We start from the raw sequence: 25,748 nt of genomic DNA on the forward strand, positions 1-25,748 counted from the left end.
CCACACTCGCACCTCGACGGCCTGCGAGGGTGGACGGGCCGCTATACCCTGGAAGCCGTTGCCCCCACTCGTAGAGACGCCGGCCGGATTTGCTTTGGCCTCGGGTCGCGAGCGGGTGCCGCTGATGTTCTCTGTGGCGGCTCTTAAGGCCTGAGCCTTCCGGGATCATGTCCCGCTGAGGAATGCGCGTGACCTGTAGAGGTTCCGCTAGCGGGCCGGTCGAATCGGTCGAAAAGTGTTCTTGGGAGTGCTTTCGCGAGGGCACGAAATCGCGTCCGGTGATCGTCCGGCTAACGAACGGCAACAGGGTACGGCACGGGAGCGGTGGTACCGAGCCCTTGCACGTCCTCGACGGAACGCGCAGCCCGACTCGGTAAGAGGCCTGCTGGTCGCAGGAGTACAGTGCTGGTTGTCAGCGCAGAGGGGACAATGACTGGCTGTCGCATCGGTGTCGCTTGTGATGGGAGTGGATTATGAATCTTCGTGACCGGCTCAGTGATGCCCCGATCATTGTCGTAGCTTTTGTCATGGCGATCCTGTTTGGCGGAATCAACCTGCTACTCAACGTTGCCATTGGCCTAACACGTCTGAACTGGGCCGCCGTGATTAGTGCCGTGATCGGCGGTCTTGTCTTCGGGAGTTTAATGAGCTTGCTTATTCGCTTCCAGCGCCGCCGATCTGGCGGCGTAGCGACGGCGCGTTTGGTCTCGGTTGCGATCAAAGAAGGGAAGCTGCCGGAGATCGCGAGCGCAGAAGAATGGGGTCCACTCCTGGATCGGCGTCGGCGCCAGGCCAAGTTCTACCGGTGGGTTGGCCCGGTCGAGTTCGGACTGTTCGCTCTGCTCGGCGTATACGTCCTGTTCGCCGACTCGGCACGTGACCTGCTGTGGGGACTCGAAATCGTCTTCTTCGTCGCGGCTGTTATTGCCTACCCGATTTGGGCCAACCGTCAGCTTGCCAAAATCGAGACACTTGAGAACCAACTCTCGCAACGGACCGCGACAACCACGTAGGAAGAATCGGCCTTGCATGAGCCCACGACGGCGATAGACGCTGGTACCGACCGTTAGTCAGTCGGTGGACATGCTGCTTACCGATGCGCGCTGAAATCTGTCCAGCGCATCCGTGGACAGGAGCGGCCGAAGCTGATCTAGCATGCTGGAAACTCGGCGGCTCAGGGCGAACCTTCTACATCGCGACGTCGGCGCGTGTCGAGGTCCCGGTGCCGGTTATCGTTCCCTCTGTGAGGATTTCCTGTGTCCTCGGGATGGGCAGGTAATGGGACCGTTTGGCAGGGGAGCGTCGGATTAGGTTGCGTGTTCGGCTCGGTTCAGGTGAGACTCAGTGAGAGCCCTTCCGGGAGGAGGATTAGATGCTTTCGTCCGTTCCGATTCCAGGCAATCCCTGGCCACACGACATGGTCCTCACTATCGAAGACGATTTGCAGACACTGCTTGACCTGCTCTGGGTTCGTGAAGCATGGAGTCTGCAGCCAGCCGGAGACGATCTTGCACCACTTCTCTCGGTCACCCCTGTCGGCGCTCATAACGAGGCGGTGCCTGTGGGCAAGATTGCGGAGTGGCAGGAAGCCTGGCCTTCGATCTGGCAGGCGTGCCTCCAGCACGCGGGGCAGATTCGCGATGCAACCGTTTTCGAGCAACTTCTTGGAACCGCGATCGGAGCAGTCGAACGTGCCCTTCTACTGCAGGAGCTCGTCGGTCCGAGCTGGCGTGATACCTTCAGCGATGATGCTTTCACCGACCAATACCTGGTCTGGAATCAAGCTCAATTCGGCGCCAATTCTCACCCTCGCTACCAGACCTTAGAAGAAGCACCAGAGCGGGTCTCACTCGCGGCCCTAATCCCGGCATGGAAGGCGGGACTGAGCAAGGTCGTCGTCATTCCGTGCAGAGGCAGCTACACCAGAGTGATTGGACAGCACACCCTACTCTTAACCGCGGAAACCCGAGACGACCCAAAAAGGTACAGCGAAGCCCTCGGGCTGTTTCAGTAACCGTTCCGCTTGTGACACAACATCGGCATGTTCGACGGTTGGGTCATGTGGCCCCAGTTCTGTCGCGCTTACCGTCCCGCTTACGCGCACCTTGTTCGTCGGATATCCAATTCGATGTAACTTTCGTGCACGCGACGAGCGCTTGAATGGCTGAGACCGCCCGCGCCGATCGTGAACCGCGATCATTCCCCGGAAAGAGGGCGGCACGAAACCTGGGGCGGTTCACATGGCAGAAGTCGCCAGCGGTGAAGGTGTGACGGCCGAATCAGCGCTTGGTGAGGTCATCTCGCCCGGGGACCGGTGCGCTAAGCCCCTGACGGACGACCATGACGAAAGTGATGATTTCAAAGACAGATCCCACGATGGAGAACGGCCAGAACGCATAGTCAAAGAGCAAAGAGCCGATCGTACCGAGTAAGCAGACGAACAACCCGACTAGAAGGAATCGTTGAACGACTCGCATGTTGGTCCACCATTTCACACTACGCACGCTACTCGCTCCCACCTTTCGGATTCGAAGAAGTCAGCACCGAGGAACATCGTCACTTGGGCGTGAGCACTGAGGCGCAGAGCGCATCGGTTCCGCGGGAGCCTGAACGCCGAGGCTGGGATGGGGAAATCATTTCCGACATCGGCCGCTTGGGTAGTGCGGTCAATTCGGAATTGCGCCGTGTACTGGACGTTCCCCAAATGACCACGCACGGTGTCGCTCTGATCGTCCGGCTTGCGGGCTGTCAGTTGCCATTTGAGCACCTCCATCGTTTGGTTCAGGGGTCATCGGGTCGCGATGAGCCGTTTAGCGCCCGCCGTTAGTATCCAGTAATGCACCCGGCAGAGTTTTATACAGGCATCGTTCCGGAGGTCTACGCCGTGCTTCGGGGCACGCACTTCGGAACCGATCGGTATCGAGCATTCATCGAGTATGAGGGTTCGCCGGCACTGGAACTAGGGTGCGGTGATGACGGGCCGTTCTTCGATCTTGCCAGTGAGGGATTTGACGTTGAAGGCGTCGACTCCTCCGCAGACATGGTTCGTAAAGGGCGCCAGCGCCTTGAGTCGCAGGGGATCGCCACACCAATCCACCAACAGCGGATGGAGGATTTGAATCTTGATCGCCAGTTCGCATCGATCTATCTGGCCGGGCCGACGTTCAACCTCCTCGCCGACGACGCAACCGCACTGCGCGCTCTCCAGGCCATTGCTCATCATCTGCTTCCGGGAGGCACAGCCCTCGTGCCACTGTGGACACCGCCACCCACATCCCCAGAACAGTACGGTCTCCTGCTAACGGCAGACATGGGCGGGGTTGCAGCTCGATACGTGGTCGAGAGCGAAAAATACGACCTGGTGAACCGCACGAGGACGACTACGGTTCGCTACGAACTTGGAAGCGGAGTGGACGCGATCGTCGAGCACCGAGACTGGATCATTCACTGGTACGAGCACGACCGCTTCCGGCAGATGGCGACTGACGCAGGGCTGAGCGTATCCCTGACTGCCATCGACTCGGAACAAGTAGAGGCGACACTCAAGCGGCGAACGGATGAGATCGTCAGCCGGCCATGATCGCAGGATGCGAGACGGCGACCTTAATAGTCTTGCTCGGTAATATGGCGCCCCACCGAGGTCGTGCGCAAAAGCTAGGTTTGATGATTCCTGGTAGGTGACTTGGTCACGCGAAACATCGCCTCCACGTTCAGGATTCTCGCAGAGCGTTCGGCCAGCGGACACCAGGTTAAGCTCGAAATTCAGCTTCAGTCCAGGCCTCGGAGGAATCGTAATGCCGCATAGCGAGAGTCCTGGTTGCGAACAGCGGGCTTGACACACCCCGGTGAGCTAATGAGTAGAGCTGGTTTCAAAAGCGAGTCGGTTGGCGATTTCGTCGCTGTCTCCGATGCTCCTGAGGTCCGAGGATATGCTTCGTCGATGCGGAACGTTCGAACTCTGATTACCATGGTGGCGACCGGGCTGCTGGTGCTGGGTGTCCTGATAACCGTGGTGGTCATCACCGACATCAACAATGGATCGTCCCACACCGCGTTATTCGTTCTCGTCGGACCACTTTTGATCGGTATCGGGATTGTTTTGTTTGTGGTGCTGACGAAAGATCCGACACGGAACCAGCCCGGAAGTAAAGCTCCCACCAGTCAATCCGATCGATCCCACACGTTGGTCTTCACTGTTGGAGAGCACGAACAGCACGTGGTCGCATTCTTCTGGGATCAGGTATGGGGCTGGATCACAATAACCGTCGACGGCAACTTGATAGAGAAAAAATTGGTGACGCTTAGCTTTCGACTTGTTCGTGTCTCCGAGTTCGAAGTGGGCGAGAACGAGAAACACCTTGTTCGCATCGAGAAACGACGCACTCTATTTGCATCCTTCGCGCAACCTCAGCCGATAAGGGGCTTCGTCGATGGAGTCTTGGTTGCAGAGAATGATGGCGTCGCGCTTACCTAAGTTTTATGAGCCCTGCTTGGCCATTCTCTTGTTGGCAGTCGAAGTTTTTGCCGGCTCCAGATTATGCGGAAGAGGTTCCGCTTACGGGCGGCCGCATCGGTCGAAAAGTGGTCTCGAGCACGCTCTCGCGAGGGCACGAAATCGCGTCCGTTGATCGTCCCTTGGGTTCATGTCACGTTATCGCCCGCCAAGTGGGTTATCACACGCTCGCGGGGAGGGTGGCCCCTGTGATGTCCAGCACGTCGAGTACCTGCACGGTTGGTTCAGTACTTGGACGGTGTCCACCGAAAGCCGCATCCACAGCAGCGTGGATTCGCTGGTCAAATGCCTGGGTGCAGGCTTCTTCGGACTCCCATACGTCTATGTAGCGGAGACCGCCATCCTCGCGGCGGACGCAGAGGTGAAGGATCGACCCCGTGATCGGCTCAGTGCCGAGGTTATCCATGATTCGGCGGTACCCCGCTGAGTCAATGGGAACGTCTTGAATGTATGCATAGACCATATCGACCCACTCCTTATTTGATCCGAACTACTATCGGGTGAATATGCACTACTGTGGTCCTCATGACGACCGATGTCAATGCTCCGCGAAAATATCGCTCGACGAAGCGAGCCATGCAAGCCAAAACCACCCGTCTTCGTCTCCTCTCGGCAGCGTGGACCCTTTTCACCGAACGCGGATACGTGGCAACAACGGTGGCGCAAATCGCGCACGCGGCGGGAACGTCCGTGGATACGCTGTACGAAGCTGTCGGCCGAAAGCCGGTACTGCTTCGCCAGGTCGTGGAGTCAGCGATATCTGGTAGCGATCAGACCATTCCCGCCGAACGGCGCGACTATGTGCGACGGATCCGAGAAACACCGGATGCCGCGACGAAGTTCCAGATCTACGCAGCTGCGATCGCCGCCATGAGCCCAAGAACCGCGCCCATCTTCATGGCACTGCGGGACGCAGCGCGAACCGACCCGGACTGCGCCGCCCTCCACAAAGAAATATCGACCCGACGCGCAACCAACATGCTTCTGTTCGCAGCCGACTTGCGCCTGACCGGGGCTCTTCGCCCCGACCTATCGGATGAAGTCATCGGCGACATCGTGTGGGCCACCGCCGGAGCAGAGCACTACACCCAGCTCGTGGACTCCCGAGGATGGAGCGCCGAACGTTTCGGCGACTACCTCTACGAAATGTGGTCCAGACTGTTCCTGGCCTCACCGGGTACTCCCCTTGATCAAGGCCGCGTGCCGGGCCGACCCTAACGACGGTGGTCCTTCAGAAATGCGTTGCGGGCCCGCCGGAGCGCCACTGTTCGCTTAGACACGTCTTGAGGCTTCGCGCCGACCTCAGTGCATTGAGCATTTGAGATCAACCCCCTTGAGACCGCTGGGCCAGCACGCCGAACGACCCGCAAGCCGTTCCCCTGTGACACAGCCTCGTGGTTCTCGGCGACTGAATGGGTTGGTCCCAGATCCGTCGCGCAGGAGGTCCGGCATACGGCCATGCATATGGGCGGTGCCTCGCTCAGAAGTTGATCTGGTTTCATCATGTCGGGCGTTGTCGTCGAATTGTCGTGTTGGTGTCGTGGCGTGGCGGCCGGGTTGTTTCCTATGTTGGGTGCATGAACAGAACACGCATCGGTGAACTTCGTCGGGCCCGCGGTTGGACTCAGGAGCGGCTGGCGGTGGAGAGCGGGGTTGCGGGGCGAACGATCCAACGGTTGGAAGCGGGCAACGACGCCAGTTTGGACACGGTCGCGCTGATTGCGAATGCGCTCGGGGTGCCTGTCAGGGAACTGTTTGTCAGCGTTGAGAGCATCGACTTCTCTGAGGCGGTGGAACAGCTGGATGCTCGTAAGAGCGCACAGCAAGCCAGCCGTGATTCCATCACGCATGCGTTCACGTATCTGTTCCAAGGCGTTGGAGTGCTGGTCACCTTCGCGACGATCGTTCTGGAGTTCACCGGGACTTTGTCGTGGCTGGGGTGGTTCATCATCCCGGCCTACTGGGCTGGAGTCCGGTTGCTCTTCGGCTTTCTCTTCCGAATAGTCATCGGCCCACGGTTGGATGCGAAGTATCCCCTTTCGCTCCCGCCGAGGGCTGCTGCAGACTACTGACCAAGTTTCGCGCCCGCGACGGAATCTCATGTATATCGGTCACTTCGCAGCTGCTGCGGTGTTGGTTACACTCGTGCCGGCTTCGCCGGTCATCCCGATAGCCGTGGGCGTCGCCTGGCCGGACCTGGTGTGGCCTGTCCTCGTCGTCATGGGCCGCGAACACGTTACGGTGAACCGCAAGGACCCACTGCAACGTTCTATCCGATTCGACTCCTACCCGTTCTCCCATTCGCTGGTGCTCAGCAACCTGTTCACGCTGGTGCCCGCCGCGATCGTCGCTCTTCTCTATGAAAGTGTTCTGCTTGGGGTGCTGTTCTGGGTCGCCGCCTTCTCACACTGGGTCCTCGATCTTGTGGTGCACCTGCCGGACCTGCCCGTCCTTGGCTTCGGTGGCAAAGACCGCACGCTCGGATTCGGGCTCTGGCAGTATCCGAGGACAGCCTTCGTTACCGAGTACATCTTCTTCGCCGCCGTTGTGCTCCTCACCGCTCGACCGACGGCGTTTGTGGGTGTGCTCAGCGGGGGTCTGTGTCTGCACCTCCTGAACGCGAACTCGTTTTTCGGGTTCAGCAGTCATAACCCGTTCAGCACGCCAACCCGGTTAGCGCTCATTACTTTCGTTGGGTGTGTTGGCGCGATCGCTTGGTTCACACTCGCCTGGTAATGAGCAACAGAGATCGACAGGGATCGACAGAGATGGACAGAGATGGACAGAGATCGACATGTCTCTCCCGCCGATCACCGTACCGGCGGCTAGAGACGCTTCGGAGCACCCGAACATGGATCGTCGAACGACGGACGTAAACGCATCGCTCCGCGCCGCAGCCGAGGACGGATTAGACCCAAGCGCTCCCTAAATCCAGGCACTGGTGACCGAACACTAGGCGTGCGGCACGGGGGCAGTGGGCCGGCCGCCAGCCGACCCGCGACGCGCCCATCAGGCTGTCGCAGATATACGTCGCAGATCAGCGGTTCGCCTCCTCCTACGGCGGCAAACGAAACGCCGAGGCAATCCGCACCGCCATTCAACGTTGGGCGAACTTGCACCTGTAACGACGTGGAGCCAGCAGGGAGCACCGCGACACGAATCTTGAGGGAAGCGCCCCGATAAACGTTCCGCTTACAGGCGGCCGATCGGGTCGAAAAGTGGTCTCCGGCGGGCTGCAGCGATAGCGGAAAAGTAGCCCGCTGATCGTCCGGCTACCGGGCATGAGTGGCCTTATTCGCTTGTGCTGGAAGTTATGAGTAGCGAGGTTCACGTCGCCTACTCGCGCCGCGCAGCGGAGTAGGTAAAGCATCTCGGATCGATGGAGGTGGTTTACCCGTCGGATCGCCTGTTCGTGACCACGTTGGCAGATCAGATCACCGGTGCGGCGCTCGACGTGGGATATGGTTCCGGACACTGGACGAGCTATCTTGCAGAGCATGGAGTTACCGTGCACGGCATCGACCGTGTGGCTGAATTCATCGCATACGCCCGAGCGACCGGGGTCCGAGTAGTAGTGGAACGAAAACTTCCGATAAGGCCAGCGGGGGTGTCAGGTGGGTTGTGGTTTTCGGCCGTTGCTTTATCTGTCGAGGTGGCCGTAGGAGGACAGTCGAAGTTTAAGAGCCAAATGTCGTTTAGCTGTACAGTCGGCGGCTCGAAGCATTCGGTTGAGTGCTCGACCCGCCTCATCGGTGCTGGCCCACAGTGCGAACAAAACTCCTGAGATGGCACGAATACAGGTGAGGGCTTTCACATGAGTGTGAAGGTGTAGTCCTGAGAGCCTTTTTCCGCAGTAGTCTGAGAATATCACTACTAGATAGTTTCACTGTCGGATAGTTATACTATCTGTATGCGAATGGCTGAGTTCAGCACCACCAGCGGCATCCCGGTGGCGACGATCAAGTACTACCTCCGAGAAAAACTGCTGCCTGCGGGCGAGAGCGAGACAGCTAACCAGGCCAGCTACGGGGCTGCTCACCTGGATCGTCTGCGTCTCATCCGCGCCCTCATCGACGTCGGCGGGCTCAGCGTGGTATCCGCCCGCAGCGTGCTCGAAGCCATTGACTCGAATGCCTCGCTGCCCGAAGCCTTCAAGGTGGCGCAGCGCTCTGTGTCGGCGGCCATCGAGCCGGGCGACCTCGAACCAGCGGATCTCGCCAGCATCGACGCGCTGCTCGAGGGCTGGCACGTCTCACCGGAGAACCCCGGGCGTCTCGCCGCAGCACGAGTACTTTCCGCCTTCCGCGGAGTCGGGCAGACGGATGAGCGGGGCTGGTACGCCCGCTACGCCGAGGCCGCCCTACTGATCGCCGCCGCCGACCTCGATGAGATACAGTCGCGACCCGACCGCGCGGCCAAGGCCGAAACCGTCGTTGTCGGCACCGTACTCGGCGATGCCCTGATCTCCGCGCTGCGCCGTGCGGCCCAGGAGCACGTCACATCCCAGCGATATTCCTGAAGAAGAAATGACCACCATGACCCGCACGCTCAATGCGTCCCCCGCCTCCATCCTCACCCGCTTCGGTGGGCACAGACCACTGCTCTGGCTCGCCCTCGCCATGGGCGCCCTCTCCGTGATTGCCCTCGTCGGGCTGGTGGTGGACCCCCGTACGATCACGGGGATGCCGCTCTGGGAGAAGCCACTCAAGTTCTCCCTCTCAATACTGATTTACAGCGTCACGCTGTCCTGGCTACTCGGCCAGCTTCCGCGTCGCCGCCGACTCGCTTGGTGGGCCGGCACGGTGACCGCTGCCTTCCTCGCCGTGGAGATAATCGCCATCGACGGGGCCGCCATCGCGGACACAACGAGCCACTTCAACGTGTCGACACCGTTCTCGACGGCGATCTGGGGCACGATGGCGGTGTCGATCGTGATCGTCTGGGCCGCAACCATCCTCGTGGCCGTGTTGCTGTTTCGCGCCGATCTTGGTGACCCCGCTCGCAGCTTCGCCATCCGCTCCGGCCTCATCATCGCGGTGATCGGCATGGGGCTCGCGTTCTTGATGACGAGCCCAACCGCCGCCCAACTGTCACACTTCCAGGGGATTGCTGGCGCCCACACTGTGGGCCTCCCCGATGGTGGCCCCGGTCTGCCGCTGCTCGGTTGGAGCACCGTTGCGGGCGACCTGCGTATCCCCCACTTCGTCGGGATGCACGCCGTGCAGGTGATCCCCATCGCAGCGCTGCTCCTCGAGCTGGGCAATCGCCGCGTCGCGGCCCTGCGCGATTCCGGCACCCGGCTCGGCATTCTCGTGGTGATCGCGGCGCTCTATCTCGGTGTCATCGCGGTGCTCACCCTTCAGGCGCTGTCCGGCGAATCGATCGTGCATCCGGATGCCGCCATCGCGACCGTCTCGACCGTGCTGTTCCTCGCCGCTGCGGCGGCCTGCGCGGTAATCGTGGTGCGCAGAAAACGCCTCACAACAGGCACGGAGGGCAGCTTGGTGACTACCTCGGACGCTGGGCTGTAATATCCGAAACGAGGAACGCCAGACTTATCCGCAATACGGGGTTTCGGTAACAGTAGAACGAAAACGTTCGAGAAGGCCAGCAGGATTATTAGGCGAGTTGCGGTTTTCGGCCGATGCTTAATTGGTTGAAATGGCCGTAGATGGTTCCGCTAGCGGACACCAGATTAAGCTCGAAATTCAGCTTCAGTCCAGGTTTCGCAAAAACCGTAATGCCGCGCAGCGAGAGTCCTGGTTGCGAACAGCGGGCTTGACACACCTCGGTGAGCTAATAGGTAGAGCTGGTTTCAAAAGCGAGTCGGTTAGCGATTTCGTCGCTGTCTCCGATCGACTTCAGGGGCGGGACCGGCCGGACGGGCAGCTCGCTGTGGAAACACGCAACTTGATCGGGCGGGGAAAGACGCAGTCTCGAATCACTGATTGAGCCGTCAGCGCGGGCATGTCTCGGCCCGAAAGGTGTGTCGCTGGTACCCACAGCGGGCCGTGCATACTGCGCAGGTCAGGTGGCTGGGGTGCGGATTGCGAATGCTGCGAGCAGCTCACCGATGCGGTGGTCGCGGTCCAGAGGGTGCCGCAGAGGCATTGCGGGGTTGAGCCGGTAGCTGTTGCGCCGTCCCTCCCGCTCCCGTTCGAGATATCCGGCTTCCTCAAGTTCAGTCACGATGCGTTGGGCTGCTCGTTCCGTGATGCCGACCTGGGTGGCGACATCCCGCAGCCTCACGTTCGGGTTCTCTGACACGCACATCAGCACGTGCGCGTGATTCGTAAGAAACGTCCAATGCGCCATGACGTCACAATACCCTGCAGGTGATAGTTCTCTCTAAATACCATTCACGACTCGTAATACCTGCTATGTTATTCCGGTATCGAAGAGCAGCTAATGGATGGGACTAATTGTGGGCGAAATCGCACTCGTGCTCGGTGCGATCGGGGCTCCCTTTCTGGGTGCGGCCATGGGCTTTGTCGGCAGACGGAGTCGGGTCTGGCGCGATTACGCCGCCCGGTCTGCGAGCGTTGTGGCGGGGTTCGGGTTTGTAGCTGTGGCGGCGGCAGCGATCAGCGCACCGGGTACCGGAGTCCGCCGGATCGGAATCGGCCCGGTCGCTCTGGTGGTCGATGTCCTTGCAGTGCTGATGTTGCTTCTGATATTGGGCTTGAGCGCGGTCATCCAGTCATTCGCGGTTCGCTACCTCCGGGGAGACTCCCGGCAGGGGTGGTTCGTCGTAACTGCCAACCTCGTCACGGGATTTTCTGCACTGATGGTGAGCGCTGATTCGGTCGCTCTGTTCGCGGCGGCCTGGGTTGCTGTCAGTGTCTCTCTTTTGGCTTTATTTGCGACCTACCCCAACTCGCCTCAAGCGAGGGATGGGGTGCGCCGCGCTGCGGTGCGGTTCGCAATTGGTGACCTCGCGCTTTCCGCTGCGGTCATCGTGATTCTCATCAGCGCGGGCGGCGACGTGCCACTTGACCGAATTGGTCGGGTAACGGCCGGGATGCCCGAATGGCTCGCTTTGCTGCTAGCTGCCCTGTTGCTGCTTCCCGCATTGGCCCGCTCAAGCCAGATTCCTTTCCACGGCTGGCTGCCGGCAACCCTCGCTGCCCCAACTCCGGTCTCGGCCCTCCTGCACGCCGGTGTGGTCAACGCCGGCGCGATCTTCGTGATCAGGTTCGCGCCGGTGTTCGGTGAGGTGACCGGTGCGATGACGGCCATCTTTCTCCTCGGCGCCTCGACTGTCGTCTATGCCTCACTCATTCGCTTAGTAAAAGCAGATGTCAAGGGCAAACTCGTGTTCTCAACAATGGCGCAGATGGGCTTCATGATGATGGCCTGCGGACTGGGGGCGTTCGCGGCGGCGGTGTTCCATCTCACCGCTCACGGCTTGTTCAAATCGGCACTGTTTCTCGGGGCAGGCTCCGGGGTTCGCCGACATGCGCGGCAGCGGGGATGGCCGGCGCGGGCGCCGGTACGCAGTCGGGTGCTCGTGGCATCGATCGCCTGCGCGGTTCTGCTGCCGCCGGCATCCCTCCTGCTGGCCCAGTTGATACTCGCGCCGCAGATTTCAGTCGTGAGCGTTGCCTTCCTCGCCTTCGTCGCCGTCACGGGGGCGGTCTCACTTGCGGCGATGCTGCTGGTGCGTTTCTCCGTTGTCACGCTCGCCATCGGGGCGGCCAGCATCGTCGCGCTCGCGTTCGGGTACACCGCGTTCCTCGGCGTGTTCGACTCACTGATCGCGGCCCCAGTCCTCCTCGGCGCTGTGGCCTCCCCCTGGCTGCTCCTTATTCCCGCGGTTGCTCTTTTCGCCATCGAAATCTTCGTACGTCCCCGTAGCAGCGCGGGCCCGCTGCGGCGGATCGTCTATGCGCGGACTCTCGCGGCGGCGACTACACACACCCGAGAACGGCCAACACCCTCCCTCCCTACTGTGAAAGGTACCCACCGATGACTCTTCTGATTCGCGCGAAAGTCGCGCAGGCCGCGCAGGACATCGTGCCGTCCTGGCCTTTGGAGTCCTTCATTGCTGTGAACCCGCTGGCGGGTGAGGAAGGGCGGCCCTTCGAGCACGCTGCCGGCGCCGCCCGGCTCACTCGCACCGACGCGGCGTTCCACTCGGACTATCGCACCGGGCGCATCACCAATACAGACTTGGTCGCTGCGATATGCGAGAGAATTCCCGAGCTCCGCCGAACTTCGGAAGCACGTCACGGGCAACTGAAAATCGGTGCACTAACTTTGACCGGTGCAGAGGTGCTCGCCGCCGAACTCCCTCTTCTCGTGTCATCAATTTCACAACAGGCAATGACGCACCCTCGGATGGATCGAGTCGATCGTCTGGCCGCGAAGTGGGTAGCCGCGTACCTGGATCCGGATCCGTTGTGGGCGATGCCCGACCGTAGGACCGGGTTTTACGAGGCGTGGCGGCGTCTGGCCTGCCACGACACGAACATCTCACTGCGGGCCCGGCGTCGACTACGATCGCTACCGGATCGGGCGGATGACGCCCTTGCCGAAGCAATCGCCGGCCTCGACATCCTCGACTCAGAGGTGGATCGGGCGATGCGGGCTGAGCTTGCCGGGCTTCCCGGCTGGGCCGCTCAGATCAAATGGCGGGCCGAGCATATCGGCGACATCGACCTCACCTCCTACCTTGCGGTGCGATTCACTCTGCGACGGGTTCTTGGCGAGCCTCTCCCCTCCGGCGCAAAGCCCAACAATCTCCCGTCACACGCCGAGCCGTCACTGAGAAACGTGTGGATGCGTGCCGAACAGTTGGCCCTGCACCTCAGCGGCAGCACGACGATCGATCGGCCTACGGTGGGAGCCGTCGCGCGGCTCTTGGCGCTCCATCCGCAACACCAGCATCCGTTCACCTGGCAGCGAGCCTATGAACTGCACTACCGGGACGGACTCCTGGCGTCCCTCCGAAGCCAGGCACAGCCGACGGATCGCCCGCTTATGCAACTGGTGATGTGTATCGACTCCCGCTCGGAGGGTATCCGCCGCCATCTGGAGCGCACCCCGAAGGTGGAGACCCTCGGTTTCGCCGGTTTCTTCGCGGTGCCGATCCGGTTCCTCGGCTACGGCGCGCGCGAAGCAGTGAACTCACTGCCCGCCCTGCTCTCGCCCCGGCACACCGTCACCGACGTGCCCCTCGATAGCACGACGGGGGTGCGCCAAAGGGCTCGGCTAAGGCTGCGGGATGCCTTGGTTTCGGGCCTGCATGCCGGTGACAACGTGGCGGCGGCACCATTTGCCCTCGCCGAAACGGCAGGCTGGTTTCTCGGCATCGGAACCCTTCTGAAAACCCTGACTCCCGGGATCGCCGGAGCCCTCGCCCGCCGACTCGATTCGATCACCGTGCCGCCGTCACCCTCCACGACGACAGTGTCCACCGCGTTCACGCTTACCGAACGCGCGCAACTGGCCGAAACTGCGGTTCGGATGATGGGACTCAACCAGTTCGCATCGCTTGTAGTGTTGGCCGGTCACAAGTCGACGAGCACCAATAACCTGTACCAGTCGGCGTTGGATTGTGGTGCTTGCGGCGGCAACCCTGGCGCCCCCAACGCGCGGGCCGCCGCGGCAATCTTCAACGACTTGGACGTAAGAGGAGTGCTCGCGATCCGGGGAATCATAATTCCGAACGACACTTTTTTTCTGGCCGCCGAACATGACACCGTCTCCGACCGTCTTGCGGCCCTCGACACCCACTTGGTGCCTGACACCCATCGCACTGCGCTTCGGCAGTTCGAAAAGCTGCAGCGCACCGCCGCCGACCGACTCGTCACGGAACGGGCTAAGGACCTACCCGGAGCATCACCTCGCCATTCCCCCGCACGGCTGCGGCGACGCGCCCACGATTGGGCGGAGGTATATCCGGAGCTTGGCCTTGCGGGCAACGCCGCAATGATCATCGGCCCGCGGGAACTCAGCCGCGGTATCGACCTTCACCGCCGGGTATTCCTGCACTCCTACCGCACCGAACTTGACCCCGACGGGTCGGCGCTGGAAAGTATCCTCACCGCCCCGCTCGTTGTCGCCCAGTGGATCAACCATCAGTACTACTTCTCCGCCCTCAACCCCGACCGGCTCGGCGCCGGAACCAAGACCGTACACAACGCAATCGGAACCCTCGGGGTACTCAGCGGCCAGGGCGGCGACCTCCGCCGCGGACTCCCGTGGCAGTCGGTTGGATTCGGCGACGACCTCCTCCACGAACCCATGCGCCTTGCCGTCATCACGCAAGCACCACTGGAAAAAATCGGAGAGATCGTCAGCCGCAACCAAGTGCTGCGGGACCTGTTCGACAACGACTGGATCACCCTGACCGCACGCACTGACCCGAGCAGAGGCTGGCAGCGTTACACCCCTTACGGCTGGTTACCCCTGCAGCCGGTCTCACCCCCACCAGAAGGAGCAACCCAGTGAATGGTTTGACACAGATGATCAGAATCGAGATTGTGATCTCCGGCCGGGACGCACCCCCGATTCGCGACCTGATTACCTCTGCTGGAGCCACCGGGTACACCTCCGTGTCTGGAGTCTCCGGCATCGGACACCACGGCCAGCACTCCGGGGCCCTGCTCTTCAATGACTACGACACCCTCACCATGCTCATCACTGTGCTGCCCCCCGATCGCGCACCGGCCTTGATCGATGCCGTGCGCCAGTTGCTCGAGGCTGGCAGCGGGGTCATGTTCGTCGCCGAAACCCATGTCAGCCGCCCCGAATACTTCCAATGACACAAAGGTCGTCTGCCTATACGGGTCGGACGGTGACATTCGCCACCATGCATGGCAAGGAACTCCTTGCCCGGGATGCTTTCCACCACATACTGGGCGCCACTGTCACCGCTCCACGCGCATTGGACACAGACCAAGTTCGGTAACAGCAAGCAAGATTCCTACAAGCGCACCACACAGCGTCCCGCTGAACGTTCCCCTGTGACACAGCATCAGTGCGCTCTACCGTTTGGAGGTTGGGCACCAGATCTGTCGCGGCAGTCTTCCCTCGAACAGTGCCGGTGGTCTCCGATAGTGTCAGCGGTATGGAACAACAGTTTGCCCAGGACAACAATTCTTCCAACCAGGAATCGTCAACGGCAATCATCCACGAAACGTTGCCCGTGGTCGCCTTCGCAACCCGGGCAGAGCTCCGTGACTGGCTCCACCTGGAACATGCTCGTTCATCCGGGATCTGGGTTCGGCTCGCAAGATCTGGGACAGCTCTACGCAGTATCAGATTCCATGACCTGCTGGAAGAAGGTCTATGTTTCGGCTGGAGTGAGTCAACTCGACACGGCGGTGACGCGCAAACATACCTCCAGAAGTTCACGCCACGTCGAACTCGAGGAACCAAATCGGAACGCAACAAACGAATGTTTGAAGCGCTTCACGCACAGGGGCTGATGACTGCAGCAGGAGAAGCCGCGATGGGAACTACGCACCACTGAGCCCCGGTCAACGTTCCGCTTGAGAACGGTGCAGAGCTGATCACGCCCGCTAGGTTGGCTGCGTGAACGAGTATCGGCAGCATCCCAGCAAGGTCACCAGGTGGGATGGTGAAGGCTTGGTCCCAGTCGTCGGTGAGATCGTACAGCTTCAAATGGTTTGGGTTGCTCTACCTCCCGAAAATGGGCAACAGCTCTGGGAGGGATTGAACGCACTGCCTATTTCCGAGGGAGTCGTCGAGCTGAGTTCTATTCCTGTTTTCGCTCACGAGATGAACTTTGGTGATCGTGTGTCGACAATGAAGTCTGCAGAAGGTCCCCTGGTGTGCACCGGAATTATCCAGCGCTCTGACCAGTGGACGTATCGAGTCTGGCTGTCGGACGACGTACCGGGCGCATTGCACCTCGTTGCGGAGGGGTACGCACGAGCCGGTTGTCTCGTTGATGTCATGAGTCGCCGTTTGATTGCGTTTTCGTGCGGCCGCGACCTCGCCGAGGTGGTCGCTAGCAAGCTCGCGTCTGACGAACGCGCCGGCCTGTTGACCTACGAGACGGGACGGTTGTGATTTCCGCAAAACGAGACCCGCCAGCGATAGCGCAAAGACTCGGAAAAACACCCAGGCCCTACTGTCGCGCTCACCCTCCGGCCTACGGGCCCTTCGGAATGAGGCTCAGTCACCTCTTCGCTATTCTGTGGGCATGTCCACTAAAGCGACTTCGTACCAAGGGCTCTTGGGCGAGGACCGTCTGCTCACCACACCAGATGGCCGACATATACACGCCATGGTGCGCGGCAACGGGGCAGATCTTGTCGTCCTTGAGGCCGGGTTGGGGATCAGTGGCCTGTATTGGGGTCCTGTCCACGAGTTGCTCGCCGCTCACACACGAGTGGTCGCGTATGAGCGTGCTGGGTACGGGGAAAGCGATCCCGATGACCACCCACGGACTTTGGCCCGCCTGGCAGCTGATCTCGATACGGTCATCGACGCGTTCCCGCATCGGAGGCTTGTCCTGGTTGGGCATAGCTGGGGTGGCCCGATTGTCCGCGTGGTCGCAACTCTCCGTGTGAAGCGTGGCCAACCGGTGACCGGGCTGGTGCTGGTAGACCAGAGCGATGAGAATTCTGAACTGTACTTTTCCAATACTGCGCGTCGCCAATTTTCCGCCCAAGCAGCATTGATGCCGCCCCTTGCACGGCTGCGGATCCTTGGCCCACTATTTCGCAAAACCATCGTGGGTCTGCAGGATCCTCTCCTGAGCGCAGTGGTTTCGGCATCGTGTTCTCGCCCAGCCGCTCGCGCGACCACTGCGGAGATACGTCACGTGCTCGACGGACTTGAGGAACTACGTGACGCCCCCGCCGCGCTTGGAGAACTACCCATTCGGGTGATTTCTGGACAACGTGCGGGCGTTCTCGACAGGAAGGTCCGAGCGTCAATTATTCAGGCACATAAAGAGACCGTGGCCCAGAACGCAGGAGCGTCGTTCGTTCCGGCGGATCGCTCAGCACACATGGTCCCGATCAGCGAACCTGGTCTTGTCGCCTCCGAAACCATCACCATTCTCACAGAATGAAAAATTGGCTGCTATCTGCTGCCCCGTAAGAGAGCGGATGACGGTTCCCAAGTGACACACGTCGAGCGCCACGTTGCGATGGTCACTTTCGCTCTATAACTGCGTCGCAAAGCGTCATTCCTCCGGGCACCCGGCGAGAACATCTACCTGCCTTTAGGCTCGGGTGTTGTGAGCACTCTTGAACTATTACGCGATGTTCGCGCCATCGTCTTCGACGTGGGCGAGACCCTTGTCGATGAGTCGAGGGCCTGGGCAGAGCTGGCTGAGATGGCGGGGGTCACTCCGCTGACGCTTGCCGGGGTACTCGGTGCTGTCATCGAACGCGGCGAGCACCACAATCGGGTTTGGGACGTGCTTGACGTCGCTCAACCAGCCAAGGCCCCAATCATCCGTGGAGTTGATCTCTACCCGGATGCACTCGAATGTTTGCGGGCCGTGCGTCATGCTGGCCTTATCGTCGGGATTGCAGGTAACCAGCCTGCCGGAGCAGAGGCTGAGCTGCGTGCATCCGGGTTCGAGGCGGATTTCATCGCATCTTCCGCGGAATGGGGCGTATCGAAACCTTCGCCTGAGTTTTTCTCCCGGGTCATCGAGTCCTCGCGCACGTCCCCGGAGCACATCGTATATGTCGGTGACAGGCTGGATAACGACGTGCTGCCCGCGCGCGCTGCAGGCATGCAAACGATCCTCATCCGACGAGGTCCGTGGGGTTACCTTCATGCCCAGCGCCCAGACGCGATCCTCGCCACCGCCCGCATTGACACTCTCGCCGAGATCACTTCAGCCGTTGCCACCCGAATCTGACCAGCCCGAATCGCTCGCTCTGTCCCACATGACGTTCCCCAGCGACACAGCGTCTCCCCGCGACGCCGTTGGGTGGATTGGCCTTCGACCTGCCGCGCTGACCGTCCGGCTTTCGGCGATGTGTCAGTCATTTCCTCACCGGGACCGGCCGCATAGTTGAGTGTGGATATGGCCAGGATGATTGCGATTCGCACGGTTTCGCTTTCGATAGGTGGCGGCGCAATGGTCGGGGCGCTCGGGTTTGCGATCCATAATCGGCGAAAGCCGAATAGATGCACATCGACAAGTGACGTCCGTGTTGGTCGACCGGTCATTCGCAGGTTTCGTCCCCCCGAGTGTTGCAGCTCGCGTCGCGTAAACCGCTGCGAAGAGGGCACTCCATTGGGCTTTGTCCCATGTCATGCTGAGCAAACACCACCTACCCGAGAGGCGGCTCATGCGCATCGTGGCGTTTATCCTGTTCATCGTCATCACGACTGGTCTCCTGATGGGAGGCGTGTTCCTGCTCGTTGTGCACACGGACGACAAATATGCGATCTGGGTCTTTGTAGCGTTGCTGGCGCTGATGATATTCGTCTATGGGCCGCTCACACTTGGGTCTGTCCGCGCCTTCTGGGACGTTACCGGGTCCGAGGATTCCCGGCGGTACTACCGCCGAGTTATTTTGGTGGTCATCGGTCTAGAGGTCCTGGCAGCGGTCGTGACCGTCGTGTACGCGGTCGTGACACGGGCCGGTGCCCTCATCCCGATTATCTTCATCGGCGGCGGCGTGCTCCTGACCACGGTCGCCTCGCTTGTTGGGCCTGCGCTCTATCGATATGACCGCACTCACCGGCCCCCGGCATCAGATTGGGTCGCGATCGAACCATCCCAGATCAGCAGACGCATCCTTGCTACCGTCATCACTTTCGTCGGTGTATTCGCGCTTGGAATCATCGGACTCGGGATTGCGAACACCGTTTTCCCCCGCACTCTGAGGGTAGCGCAGCTGCTCCCGTTCGCATTGTCGTTTGCATTTATCATTTCCGGGGGCGTCAGCGTGTTCTCGACAATGGGATGGAATCGTCGCCTTCGTGACGTCACCGACCGGGACCCTTCCCGCCTTCGACGAGTGGCCCGAGTCGTCTTACGGAACAAGAACATCGATCTCGATGACCGCGACCTCGTGGCGGCGGCCCGGTACGCTGCCGTCATCACGGTCACGATGCCATTTCAGCTGGCCAATATCGTCCTTCTTTATGCCGGCCTGCTCCTCCAGCAGATCCCTGCCCTGCAAAACGGGAGTGCCAATGAATACTCAATCATCGTGATCATTCTCCTGATCGCGTTTCTAGTGGTTCTGCTACCCCTCCAGATCGTTCGCATCCGCCGCGCACGCCAATACGCACGCACGCACGCGGCATATGCCGAATCCCCAATGGCGACCCCAACCAACTGACAGTCGCATAGAACCGTCCCGGGTTTCGTGCCGTTTTCTTTCTGGTGAAAGGATTCGGGAATGCCCATGAAACACCCAACCGAGGTTTGCGATCGAGCGGTCCGTCTGACGTTCCTAATTGACACAGCATCGGCACTCTCGGCCGTTGGTGGACCCGCCAGAGATCTGTTGCGCTGAAGGTTCGGCCCACGAACGAATCAGCGCGATGATCTCCGAAGCTACGCGCTCTGGGTCGATCAGCATGTGGAGGTGTCGGCCGTCCAGGGTTGCGACCGGCCGTCCTTCGGCTTCGGCTCTGCTTTGTTCCTCCGCGTAGGTGCTACCGAAGGCGAGGTATGCGGATGGCGTTTCGTTCCATCCGGCTTCGATCTCAAGCTGTCCGATCAGGAAATCGATCGGTAATGTCGGTTGTTTCGCCTCTATGAGTGATCGGGTGGCCGGGCTAGGAACGAGAGCTGCGGGAACGATCCGCTGAGTACCCGATTCGACCGGGACCACAGCGTCCACGAATACAACTGAGGATATGTTCCGTGGTGCGATGAGGGCAGGAATGAAACTGCCGGCATTGGAATGCGGGACCAAGATCACCGGGTGATCGGAGGGGACGGCCGCAGCGTACGCGATTGCGGCCTCCTGCGGAGTCGATGGGGCGAATCCCTCGTCCGGGGCAATGACTACATCCCACCCGAGCGTTCGCAGGTGACATGCGACTGGGTCCCAAGCTGCCGGTCCCAGCAGACAACTCGCCATGAGCACGATGACTGGCTTCTCTCCTGACTTTTCGGGTTGTGTCCTTTAACGTGGTGTATCGGATCTCGGTGAGCGTGTCGTCGCAGACGGCGACGGTCACCGCGTGATCCTTCGAGAGAAGTCTCAAATCCATCTCGAAAGGAACTACGACGATGACCGTCGCACCCAGTATCGACCCTGCCCGCTTCCTCGAGGAACACCTGGCCCAAGCCAGTCCAGACCTGTTGCGGGATATGCTCTCCACCTTCATCAACACACTTCTATCTGCTGACGCGGACGCCGTCTGCGGCGCCGCTTACGGCACCGTCTCCGATGATCGCACTAACCGGCGTAACGGTTACCGGCACCGCGATTTCGACACCCGTGCCGGCACGGTCGATGTTCAGATCCCGAAGCTGCGGCAGGGCACCTACTTTCCCGACTGGTTACTGGAGCGGCGCCGTCGGGCCGAACGGGCCCTGACGACGGTGGTGGCGACCTGTTACCTTCTTGGCGTTTCGACCCGGCGGATGGAGAAACTTGTCGACTCCCTCGGCATCACGTCGTTGTCGAAGTCGCAGGTTTCGGTGATGGCCCGCGACCTGGATGAGCATGTTGCGTAAGTTCCGTTCCCGACCGTTGGATGCTGGCCCTTACACGTTCGTGGCCTGCGATGCCCTGACGATGAAAGTCCGTGAGGGCGGCCGGGTGGTCAACGTCGCCGTGCTGGTCGCCACCGGCGTCAACGGGGACGGGCACCGCGAGATCCTCGGCCTGCAGGTCGCCACCACCGAGGACGGGGCCGGCTGGTTGACGTTCTTCCGCGACCTCACCGCCAGGGGTCTGACCGGGGTGAAACTCGTCACTTCGAAACGCCCACGCCGGCTTGGTTGCTGCGACCGCGACAACCCTGCCCGGAGCGGCCTGGCAACGCTGCCGCACCCACTACGCGGCAAACTTGATGAGCACCGTCCCGAAGAGTTCCTGGCCGTGGGTGAAAACACTCCTGCACTCCGTTTACGACCAGCCCGATACCGGCTCGGTGCACGCCCAGTTCGACCGGGTCCTCGACGCGCTGGAACACAAACTGCCGAAAGCGTTCGCCCACCTCGATGCTGCCCGCGCAGACATCCTCGCCTTCACCGTCTTCCCGAAGGAGCTCTGGCGGCAGATCTGGTCGAACAACCCGAACGAGCGACTCAACCGGGAGATCCGCCGTCGCACGGACGTTGTTGGGATCTTCCCCAACCGGGACGCGATCATCCGCCTCGTGGGCGCTGTCCTCGCCGAGCAACACGACGAGTGGGCCGAGGCCCGCCGCTATCTCGGTCTCGACGCCCTCACCAAATCCCAGGCCGTCGGCACCAACGAACCCGAGGAGGCCACCCCAGAACTCCACGCCCTTAGCGCCTAACCAACCGAAGGATCACAAAGATTCAGATACACCACACAAAAGGACTTGACCACTTTTCGGCTGAGGCCGAGAGCTTCTGCATCATTACCTCCGTGGCTAAACGGTAGCGTCACAGCGAGAAGCGCACACGGTGTTCTCAAATGACACAACGTCGGCGCGCTCGGCGAAGAACTGGACTGGCCCAGGATCTGTCGCGTTGACCGTCTGTCATGAGAAGCAGCGACTCGCTTTTGCCTGGACCAGTTAGTGACGACGGGCGGTGCATTGGCGCTGTTTGCCGGGCCGAGTTCGACCAGGACGAGGGTTTAGCGGCAATCAGCAAACTTTCATCCGTCGACGACGAAGCCACGCGTGTAAAGTTCGGCATCCTCGTTGCGGCTCGGGAATCGTACCCAGTTGCGCCCTGTTGACGATCATCCACTGTCAGCTGCGCCTCGAACAGGCTTCGAATTGATTGACGGCTGCCGTCAAGGGGAGTAGACCGGATTTATATCCGCTTCTACCCAACGAAGGGCCCAGAATGCACTCACACCTGCTCGCGGCGAAAGCCACAATCGCACTTCTCGCGACAGGAGCGATCGTCGGCGCATTGACCATCGCCCCGGCAGCGGCCTCCCACGTGATCCCACTCGCGATGTCGGTGCCGAGGACCGCGGCAGTCTTCTCCGGGCATGAGAGCGCCGCGACCGCCTGCACTTTGCCGGACGGCACTCCCGTGAACTTCTACCACTGCTACACGCCCGCCGATATCCGGGCCGCCTACGGCGTGAACTCAATCGCCGACGCTGGCGGGCAGCCGAACCTGGGGCAGGATCAGACGATCGTGTTAGTCGATGCCTACGGCAGCCCCACGGCGGCGCAGGACCTCGGCGTTTTCCACGACACGTTCTTCCCCGCACTCCCAGCACCGAATTTCGACCAGATGTTCCCGCAGGGGAACCCGCAGTACAACAACACGGCGAACGGAAATGGGCAGTCCGGTCCGAGCGCCGCGGCCGGTTGGTCGGGTGAGGCCACGCTCGACATCGAATGGGCCTACTCCATCGCTCCGCTCGCGCACATCGTGCTCCTCGCCGTGCCGCCGGCCGAGACCGAGGGTGTGCAGGGGCTCCCCAACTTGTTCAAGGCCATCTCGGACGAGATCGATACCGCCCCCGACGGCACGCTGTTCTCGATGTCGTTCGGAATCACCGAGCAAACGTTCGGTGGAGCCGCTGCCGCCCAGACCGCGAAGTTCGATCAGGTCTTCAAAAAGGGACTGGCGAGGCACGACAACTTTTTCGCCTCCAGCGGCGATGACGGCAGCCTTGGCGTGAGCAAGCTGAAGAGAGACACTGGTACTTATTCAGTCCCGACGGTGGGCTGGCCGGCGTCATCGCCTTACGTCGTCTCCGTCGGCGGCACCCAGTTGCAGCGGGGCTGGACCTGGAATCCGTCCTCCAATGACGCGTTCACCGCGAGTGGCGACTATAACCCTGCCTACTGGCAGTCCACACCCTCCGGGAACAGCGAAGCGGCTTGGAACGAATCCTGGGCGCCGATCGGAAGCGGCGGCGGGGTGAGCACGATCTACAGCAAGCCCTCCTGGCAAACAGCCGGACCGGCCGGTGGGCGCGTGGTGCCCGACACGGCGTGGAATGCCGCGGTGAACGGCGGGGTCGACGTCTACATCAGCGCGTTCCCCCAGTACAACTGCGGCCAGGCGACCGGATGCTGGAGCTTCTACGGCGGTACCTCGTCCTCATCGCCCCAGACAGCCGGACTCGTTGCGCTCGTCAACCGCGCGCGCGAAGCCGCCCACAAGGCGCCCATCGGGTTCCTCGACCCGCTGCTCTACGCGGGCGTGGGTGCGAACGGGAACGCCTACTCGGATATCACACCGATGCACTACGGCACTGCGCCGAAAGCCTTCGCCGGAAACGAGGTCGGCGTGGGGACTGTGCAGAAGTCAGTCGGTGACCTCGTGGATAACGGGTTGTGGCAGCTCTCCGTGCCGGGATATCCGACCACGAGCGGCTATGACGCGACGACCGGATGGGGTACGCCAAAAGCTCCAGGGTTCGTCGCGGCCCTCACCGCGCTGCAATGAGTGAAACCTCCCCGCGAATAACAAGGCGGCGGCCGGGAGCTTCGAGGAAATGGCGGCTGGAATGGTCGACCGTCCCTGCTGTGTCGTTATTAGGCTGTCGCACTAGACGTTAGCTTGCGGGCGGCCCTACTTTCCGTCGCGGACATTACGTACGAAGTTGCGGACGTGTGTTCCCAGCGCTTCGATGCGTCGCTGTCGCGCTGCCTCCACGTCGAAGCCGATGTAGGCGACCGGGGGGAGCTTGCGGACGTTTGCAGAGCATTCGAAACCGGCGCATACGAGAGTGCCGACCGTGTCTCCGTTGCGCCCTGCCTGGCCGGCCCGCTTGATGTTGAAGAACACCACGTCGTTCGGGAGATGCACGTCTTCGCACCACGAGCACTGGGGCCGCGTTTTTGTCTTCCCGTCGGCTTGACGAAGCAGAATTCCGACCAGGCCCTCCTCGAGTTCAACGATGACATATCCGATTCCCGGGATCTTGGGGTCCCGCCAGCCGAGGTAGTCGAGTTTGTCCCATGGCAGGTTTTCGAGGTCCCGGGGAAGGGTGAGCGCCTTTCGTTCCCTGAGTGAAGCATTGATGAATGATGACCGAATGTCTGTGGCGGTGAGCTGGAGCATGAGATGCGGATGCCTTCTCTGTCTGTGTCGCTGATCCGTGGATTGCGAGTGATGGGGTCCTGGGTGGGGAGCGTTAAACGGTGTCGTCAGGCCGGCGGCCAGTTGTTCAGGACAGCATCGAGGGCGTCCAGAACCCTGGACCACGATGCATCCGCTGCGCGCTGCGTGTTTCGAAAGCCACCGGAACATTCCAGACTCACGTATCCGTGGAACACGCTGTGCAGTAGCCGCACCGCGTCGGTCTGGTCCGGCTCCTCGAGTGCGTAGCCCCGGAGGATGGCCCTGGTCATCGACGCGTGCCTACCCGCCGCGCTGGCCGCGGCGACCTCAGGGTCAAGCTCCAGCAGTGCTGCGGCGTATCGCCCGGGATGTTCCAACGCATAACGCCTGTAGGCGTTGGCGAAGGCGACCAGCGCATCCTTGCCCGCACGGCCAGCCAATGCGGACGCGACCAAGTCGGCGAGTTCTGCCAAGGACAGCACGGCCACCCTCGTCCGGAGGTCCCGCACATTCTTGATGTGGGAGTAGAGGCTCGCGTCCCTGACGCCGAGGATGCGCGCAACGGCCGAGACGGTCACACCCTCGAAACCGATCTCGTCAGCCAGGTCAGCCGCTGCGAAGGTCACGCGTTGCGTCGTCAGCCCTATTCGTGCCATGATGGCCACCTTTCCCCAGTCCCTATGATAGCAAGGTATTTGCCTAATACCTCTAGGTAATTCTTTGATGTCGGTGAGGAGTCTTACTCTCGGATCGCCGTCACTCGATGCAGAGCCATCGCTACCGAGATGGGCGCCAACACACACGCCATGCAAGCTCAGCACGCGCGCGCACGCCGAGGTCACAGCCCTTAGAGGGTTACGCTGACGGGCGGGCGCGACGGCTGAGATTCGGTTTGAGTGCTTTGATATAGAAGTCGGAAATTACTTGCGACGGTTGGTGCTGTCAGCTAACGGTCATTCACGAAACACTGCAAAGGCAACCGTTGTAGCGACCACCGCTTAGCCTGAATCCACCGTTTCGGTTTGTTGAGGGTGTCTTTTCGATTTCTTTCGGATGCTGTCGTGGGTGGGCGTGACGATGGGCCCGGCCTTG

24 protein-coding genes and 1 pseudogene are annotated in these 25,748 nt (G+C 61.1%); 19 read left to right on the forward strand and 6 right to left on the reverse strand.

Annotated elements, in window-relative coordinates; genetic code table 11:
• Positions 1–473: 473 nt before the first annotated feature.
• Together RCH11_RS17540 and RCH11_RS17545 are read left to right on the forward strand one after the other, a co-directional pair.
• Positions 474–1,013, forward strand: a complete 540-nt coding sequence (locus tag RCH11_RS17540; protein WP_327058313.1) for a hypothetical protein — start codon at positions 474–476, stop codon at positions 1,011–1,013.
• Between the two features lie 359 nt (positions 1,014–1,372).
• Positions 1,373–2,014, forward strand: a complete 642-nt coding sequence (locus tag RCH11_RS17545; protein ID WP_327058314.1) for a hypothetical protein — start codon at positions 1,373–1,375, stop codon at positions 2,012–2,014.
• 265 nt (positions 2,015–2,279) lie between these two features.
• Here RCH11_RS17545 and RCH11_RS17550 read toward each other — a convergent pair whose 3' ends face one another.
• Positions 2,280–2,495, reverse strand: a complete 216-nt coding sequence (locus tag RCH11_RS17550) for a hypothetical protein (RefSeq protein WP_327058315.1) — start codon at positions 2,493–2,495, stop codon at positions 2,280–2,282.
• A 341-nt stretch (positions 2,496–2,836) separates the two neighbouring features.
• Here RCH11_RS17550 and RCH11_RS17555 point away from each other — a divergent pair, with 341 nt between their 5' ends.
• Positions 2,837–3,580, forward strand: a complete 744-nt coding sequence (locus RCH11_RS17555) for a class I SAM-dependent methyltransferase (RefSeq protein WP_327058316.1) — start codon at positions 2,837–2,839, stop codon at positions 3,578–3,580.
• 360 nt (positions 3,581–3,940) lie between these two features.
• Positions 3,941–4,474 (forward strand): hypothetical protein, encoded by a 534-nt coding sequence (locus RCH11_RS17560; protein WP_327058317.1) that lies wholly within the window; start codon positions 3,941–3,943, stop codon positions 4,472–4,474.
• 199 nt (positions 4,475–4,673) lie between these two features.
• On the opposite strand, the gene RCH11_RS17565 is transcribed toward RCH11_RS17560, so the two are convergent.
• The gene (locus tag RCH11_RS17565) at positions 4,674–4,976 is read right to left on the reverse strand and encodes a hypothetical protein (protein WP_327058318.1); all 303 of its coding nucleotides are present in this window, start codon (positions 4,974–4,976) and stop codon (positions 4,674–4,676) included.
• A 62-nt stretch (positions 4,977–5,038) separates the two neighbouring features.
• Here RCH11_RS17565 and RCH11_RS17570 point away from each other — a divergent pair, with 62 nt between their 5' ends.
• The 6 genes from RCH11_RS17570 (at position 5,039) to RCH11_RS17590 (ending at position 10,044) form a co-directional block, all read left to right on the forward strand.
• The gene (locus RCH11_RS17570; protein ID WP_327058319.1) at positions 5,039–5,731 is read left to right on the forward strand and encodes a TetR/AcrR family transcriptional regulator; all 693 of its coding nucleotides are present in this window, start codon (positions 5,039–5,041) and stop codon (positions 5,729–5,731) included.
• 359 nt (positions 5,732–6,090) lie between these two features.
• Positions 6,091–6,585, forward strand: a complete 495-nt coding sequence (locus RCH11_RS17575; protein ID WP_327058320.1) for a helix-turn-helix domain-containing protein — start codon at positions 6,091–6,093, stop codon at positions 6,583–6,585.
• 58 nt (positions 6,586–6,643) lie between these two features.
• Positions 6,644–7,249 carry a hypothetical protein gene (locus RCH11_RS17580; protein ID WP_327058321.1) on the forward strand — a complete coding sequence of 202 codons (606 nt, stop codon included), beginning with the start codon at positions 6,644–6,646 and terminating at the stop codon, positions 7,247–7,249.
• Positions 7,250–7,892: 643 nt separating this feature from the next.
• Positions 7,893–8,297 carry a class I SAM-dependent methyltransferase gene (locus tag RCH11_RS18255; RefSeq protein WP_442789064.1) on the forward strand — a complete coding sequence of 135 codons (405 nt, stop codon included), beginning with the start codon at positions 7,893–7,895 and terminating at the stop codon, positions 8,295–8,297.
• 132 nt (positions 8,298–8,429) lie between these two features.
• Positions 8,430–9,032 carry a MerR family transcriptional regulator gene (locus tag RCH11_RS17585; protein WP_327058322.1) on the forward strand — a complete coding sequence of 201 codons (603 nt, stop codon included), beginning with the start codon at positions 8,430–8,432 and terminating at the stop codon, positions 9,030–9,032.
• 7 nt (positions 9,033–9,039) lie between these two features.
• On the forward strand, positions 9,040–10,044 hold the full coding sequence (locus tag RCH11_RS17590; RefSeq protein WP_327058323.1) for a hypothetical protein: 1,005 nt from the start codon (positions 9,040–9,042) through the stop codon (positions 10,042–10,044).
• A gap of 496 nt (positions 10,045–10,540) precedes the next feature.
• On the opposite strand, the gene RCH11_RS17595 is transcribed toward RCH11_RS17590, so the two are convergent.
• The gene (locus RCH11_RS17595; RefSeq protein WP_327058324.1) at positions 10,541–10,828 is read right to left on the reverse strand and encodes a helix-turn-helix transcriptional regulator; all 288 of its coding nucleotides are present in this window, start codon (positions 10,826–10,828) and stop codon (positions 10,541–10,543) included.
• A gap of 97 nt (positions 10,829–10,925) precedes the next feature.
• On the opposite strand from RCH11_RS17595, the gene RCH11_RS17600 reads away from it, so the two are divergent.
• The 7 genes from RCH11_RS17600 (at position 10,926) to RCH11_RS17630 (ending at position 19,806) form a co-directional block, all read left to right on the forward strand.
• Positions 10,926–12,485 (forward strand): proton-conducting transporter transmembrane domain-containing protein, encoded by a 1,560-nt coding sequence (locus RCH11_RS17600; protein WP_327058325.1) that lies wholly within the window; start codon positions 10,926–10,928, stop codon positions 12,483–12,485.
• Complete coding sequence (locus RCH11_RS17605) at positions 12,482–14,968, forward strand: DUF2309 domain-containing protein (protein WP_327058326.1); 2,487 nt, start codon at positions 12,482–12,484, stop codon at positions 14,966–14,968. Before RCH11_RS17600 ends, RCH11_RS17605 begins: the two co-directional genes overlap by 4 nt.
• Positions 14,969–14,982: 14 nt before the next feature.
• Positions 14,983–15,282 carry a P-II family nitrogen regulator gene (locus RCH11_RS17610; RefSeq protein WP_327058327.1) on the forward strand — a complete coding sequence of 100 codons (300 nt, stop codon included), beginning with the start codon at positions 14,983–14,985 and terminating at the stop codon, positions 15,280–15,282.
• Positions 15,283–16,054: 772 nt separating this feature from the next.
• Complete coding sequence (locus RCH11_RS17615) at positions 16,055–16,555, forward strand: DUF4265 domain-containing protein (protein WP_327058328.1); 501 nt, start codon at positions 16,055–16,057, stop codon at positions 16,553–16,555.
• A gap of 133 nt (positions 16,556–16,688) precedes the next feature.
• On the forward strand, positions 16,689–17,564 hold the full coding sequence (locus RCH11_RS17620) for an alpha/beta fold hydrolase (protein WP_327058329.1): 876 nt from the start codon (positions 16,689–16,691) through the stop codon (positions 17,562–17,564).
• A 168-nt stretch (positions 17,565–17,732) separates the two neighbouring features.
• Positions 17,733–18,368, forward strand: coding sequence for an HAD family hydrolase (locus RCH11_RS17625; RefSeq protein ID WP_327058330.1), 636 nt, complete (start codon positions 17,733–17,735; stop codon positions 18,366–18,368).
• A gap of 436 nt (positions 18,369–18,804) precedes the next feature.
• Positions 18,805–19,806 (forward strand): hypothetical protein, encoded by a 1,002-nt coding sequence (locus RCH11_RS17630; RefSeq protein WP_327058331.1) that lies wholly within the window; start codon positions 18,805–18,807, stop codon positions 19,804–19,806.
• A gap of 114 nt (positions 19,807–19,920) precedes the next feature.
• On the opposite strand, the gene RCH11_RS17635 is transcribed toward RCH11_RS17630, so the two are convergent.
• On the reverse strand, positions 19,921–20,313 hold the full coding sequence (locus RCH11_RS17635) for a hypothetical protein (RefSeq protein WP_327058332.1): 393 nt from the start codon (positions 20,311–20,313) through the stop codon (positions 19,921–19,923).
• A gap of 395 nt (positions 20,314–20,708) precedes the next feature.
• Here RCH11_RS17635 and RCH11_RS17640 point away from each other — a divergent pair.
• Both RCH11_RS17640 and RCH11_RS17645 read left to right on the forward strand, forming a co-directional pair.
• A pseudogene (locus RCH11_RS17640) lies at positions 20,709–21,949 on the forward strand (IS256 family transposase).
• Positions 21,950–22,469: 520 nt separating this feature from the next.
• Positions 22,470–24,038, forward strand: a complete 1,569-nt coding sequence (locus tag RCH11_RS17645) for a S53 family peptidase (protein WP_327058333.1) — start codon at positions 22,470–22,472, stop codon at positions 24,036–24,038.
• 126 nt (positions 24,039–24,164) lie between these two features.
• On the opposite strand, the gene RCH11_RS17650 is transcribed toward RCH11_RS17645, so the two are convergent.
• Entirely contained in the window at positions 24,165–24,656 is a 492-nt protein-coding gene (locus tag RCH11_RS17650) for an FBP domain-containing protein (protein WP_327058334.1), read from the reverse strand.
• Between the two features lie 86 nt (positions 24,657–24,742).
• A complete protein-coding gene (locus RCH11_RS17655; protein ID WP_327058335.1) occupies positions 24,743–25,312 on the reverse strand; it encodes a TetR/AcrR family transcriptional regulator in 570 nt (189 codons plus the stop codon).
• Between the last annotated feature and the right edge of the window lie 436 nt (positions 25,313–25,748).

The organism is Glaciihabitans sp. GrIS 2.15, from assembly GCF_035984695.1.
In the GTDB taxonomy this organism is placed as follows: Bacteria; Actinomycetota; Actinomycetes; order Actinomycetales; family Microbacteriaceae; genus Lacisediminihabitans.

Coding starts and splice junctions, on each gene's coding strand:
- RCH11_RS17585 (WP_327058322.1), top strand. CDS start 8,430: ATGGCTGAGTTCAGCACCACCAGCGGCATCCCGGTGGCGACGATCAAG.
- RCH11_RS17540 (WP_327058313.1), top strand. CDS start 474: ATGAATCTTCGTGACCGGCTCAGTGATGCCCCGATCATTGTCGTAGCT.
- RCH11_RS17565 (WP_327058318.1), bottom strand. CDS start 4,976: ATGGTCTATGCATACATTCAAGACGTTCCCATTGACTCAGCGGGGTAC.
- RCH11_RS17570 (WP_327058319.1), top strand. CDS start 5,039: ATGACGACCGATGTCAATGCTCCGCGAAAATATCGCTCGACGAAGCGA.
- RCH11_RS17650 (WP_327058334.1), bottom strand. CDS start 24,656: ATGCTCCAGCTCACCGCCACAGACATTCGGTCATCATTCATCAATGCT.
- RCH11_RS18255 (WP_442789064.1), top strand. CDS start 7,893: ATGGAGGTGGTTTACCCGTCGGATCGCCTGTTCGTGACCACGTTGGCA.
- RCH11_RS17595 (WP_327058324.1), bottom strand. CDS start 10,828: ATGGCGCATTGGACGTTTCTTACGAATCACGCGCACGTGCTGATGTGC.
- RCH11_RS17575 (WP_327058320.1), top strand. CDS start 6,091: ATGAACAGAACACGCATCGGTGAACTTCGTCGGGCCCGCGGTTGGACT.
- RCH11_RS17560 (WP_327058317.1), top strand. CDS start 3,941: ATGCGGAACGTTCGAACTCTGATTACCATGGTGGCGACCGGGCTGCTG.
- RCH11_RS17645 (WP_327058333.1), top strand. CDS start 22,470: ATGCACTCACACCTGCTCGCGGCGAAAGCCACAATCGCACTTCTCGCG.
- RCH11_RS17590 (WP_327058323.1), top strand. CDS start 9,040: ATGACCACCATGACCCGCACGCTCAATGCGTCCCCCGCCTCCATCCTC.
- RCH11_RS17655 (WP_327058335.1), bottom strand. CDS start 25,312: ATGGCACGAATAGGGCTGACGACGCAACGCGTGACCTTCGCAGCGGCT.
- RCH11_RS17605 (WP_327058326.1), top strand. CDS start 12,482: ATGACTCTTCTGATTCGCGCGAAAGTCGCGCAGGCCGCGCAGGACATC.
- RCH11_RS17620 (WP_327058329.1), top strand. CDS start 16,689: ATGTCCACTAAAGCGACTTCGTACCAAGGGCTCTTGGGCGAGGACCGT.
- RCH11_RS17610 (WP_327058327.1), top strand. CDS start 14,983: ATGATCAGAATCGAGATTGTGATCTCCGGCCGGGACGCACCCCCGATT.
- RCH11_RS17545 (WP_327058314.1), top strand. CDS start 1,373: ATGCTTTCGTCCGTTCCGATTCCAGGCAATCCCTGGCCACACGACATG.
- RCH11_RS17555 (WP_327058316.1), top strand. CDS start 2,837: ATGCACCCGGCAGAGTTTTATACAGGCATCGTTCCGGAGGTCTACGCC.
- RCH11_RS17630 (WP_327058331.1), top strand. CDS start 18,805: ATGCGCATCGTGGCGTTTATCCTGTTCATCGTCATCACGACTGGTCTC.
- RCH11_RS17600 (WP_327058325.1), top strand. CDS start 10,926: ATGGGACTAATTGTGGGCGAAATCGCACTCGTGCTCGGTGCGATCGGG.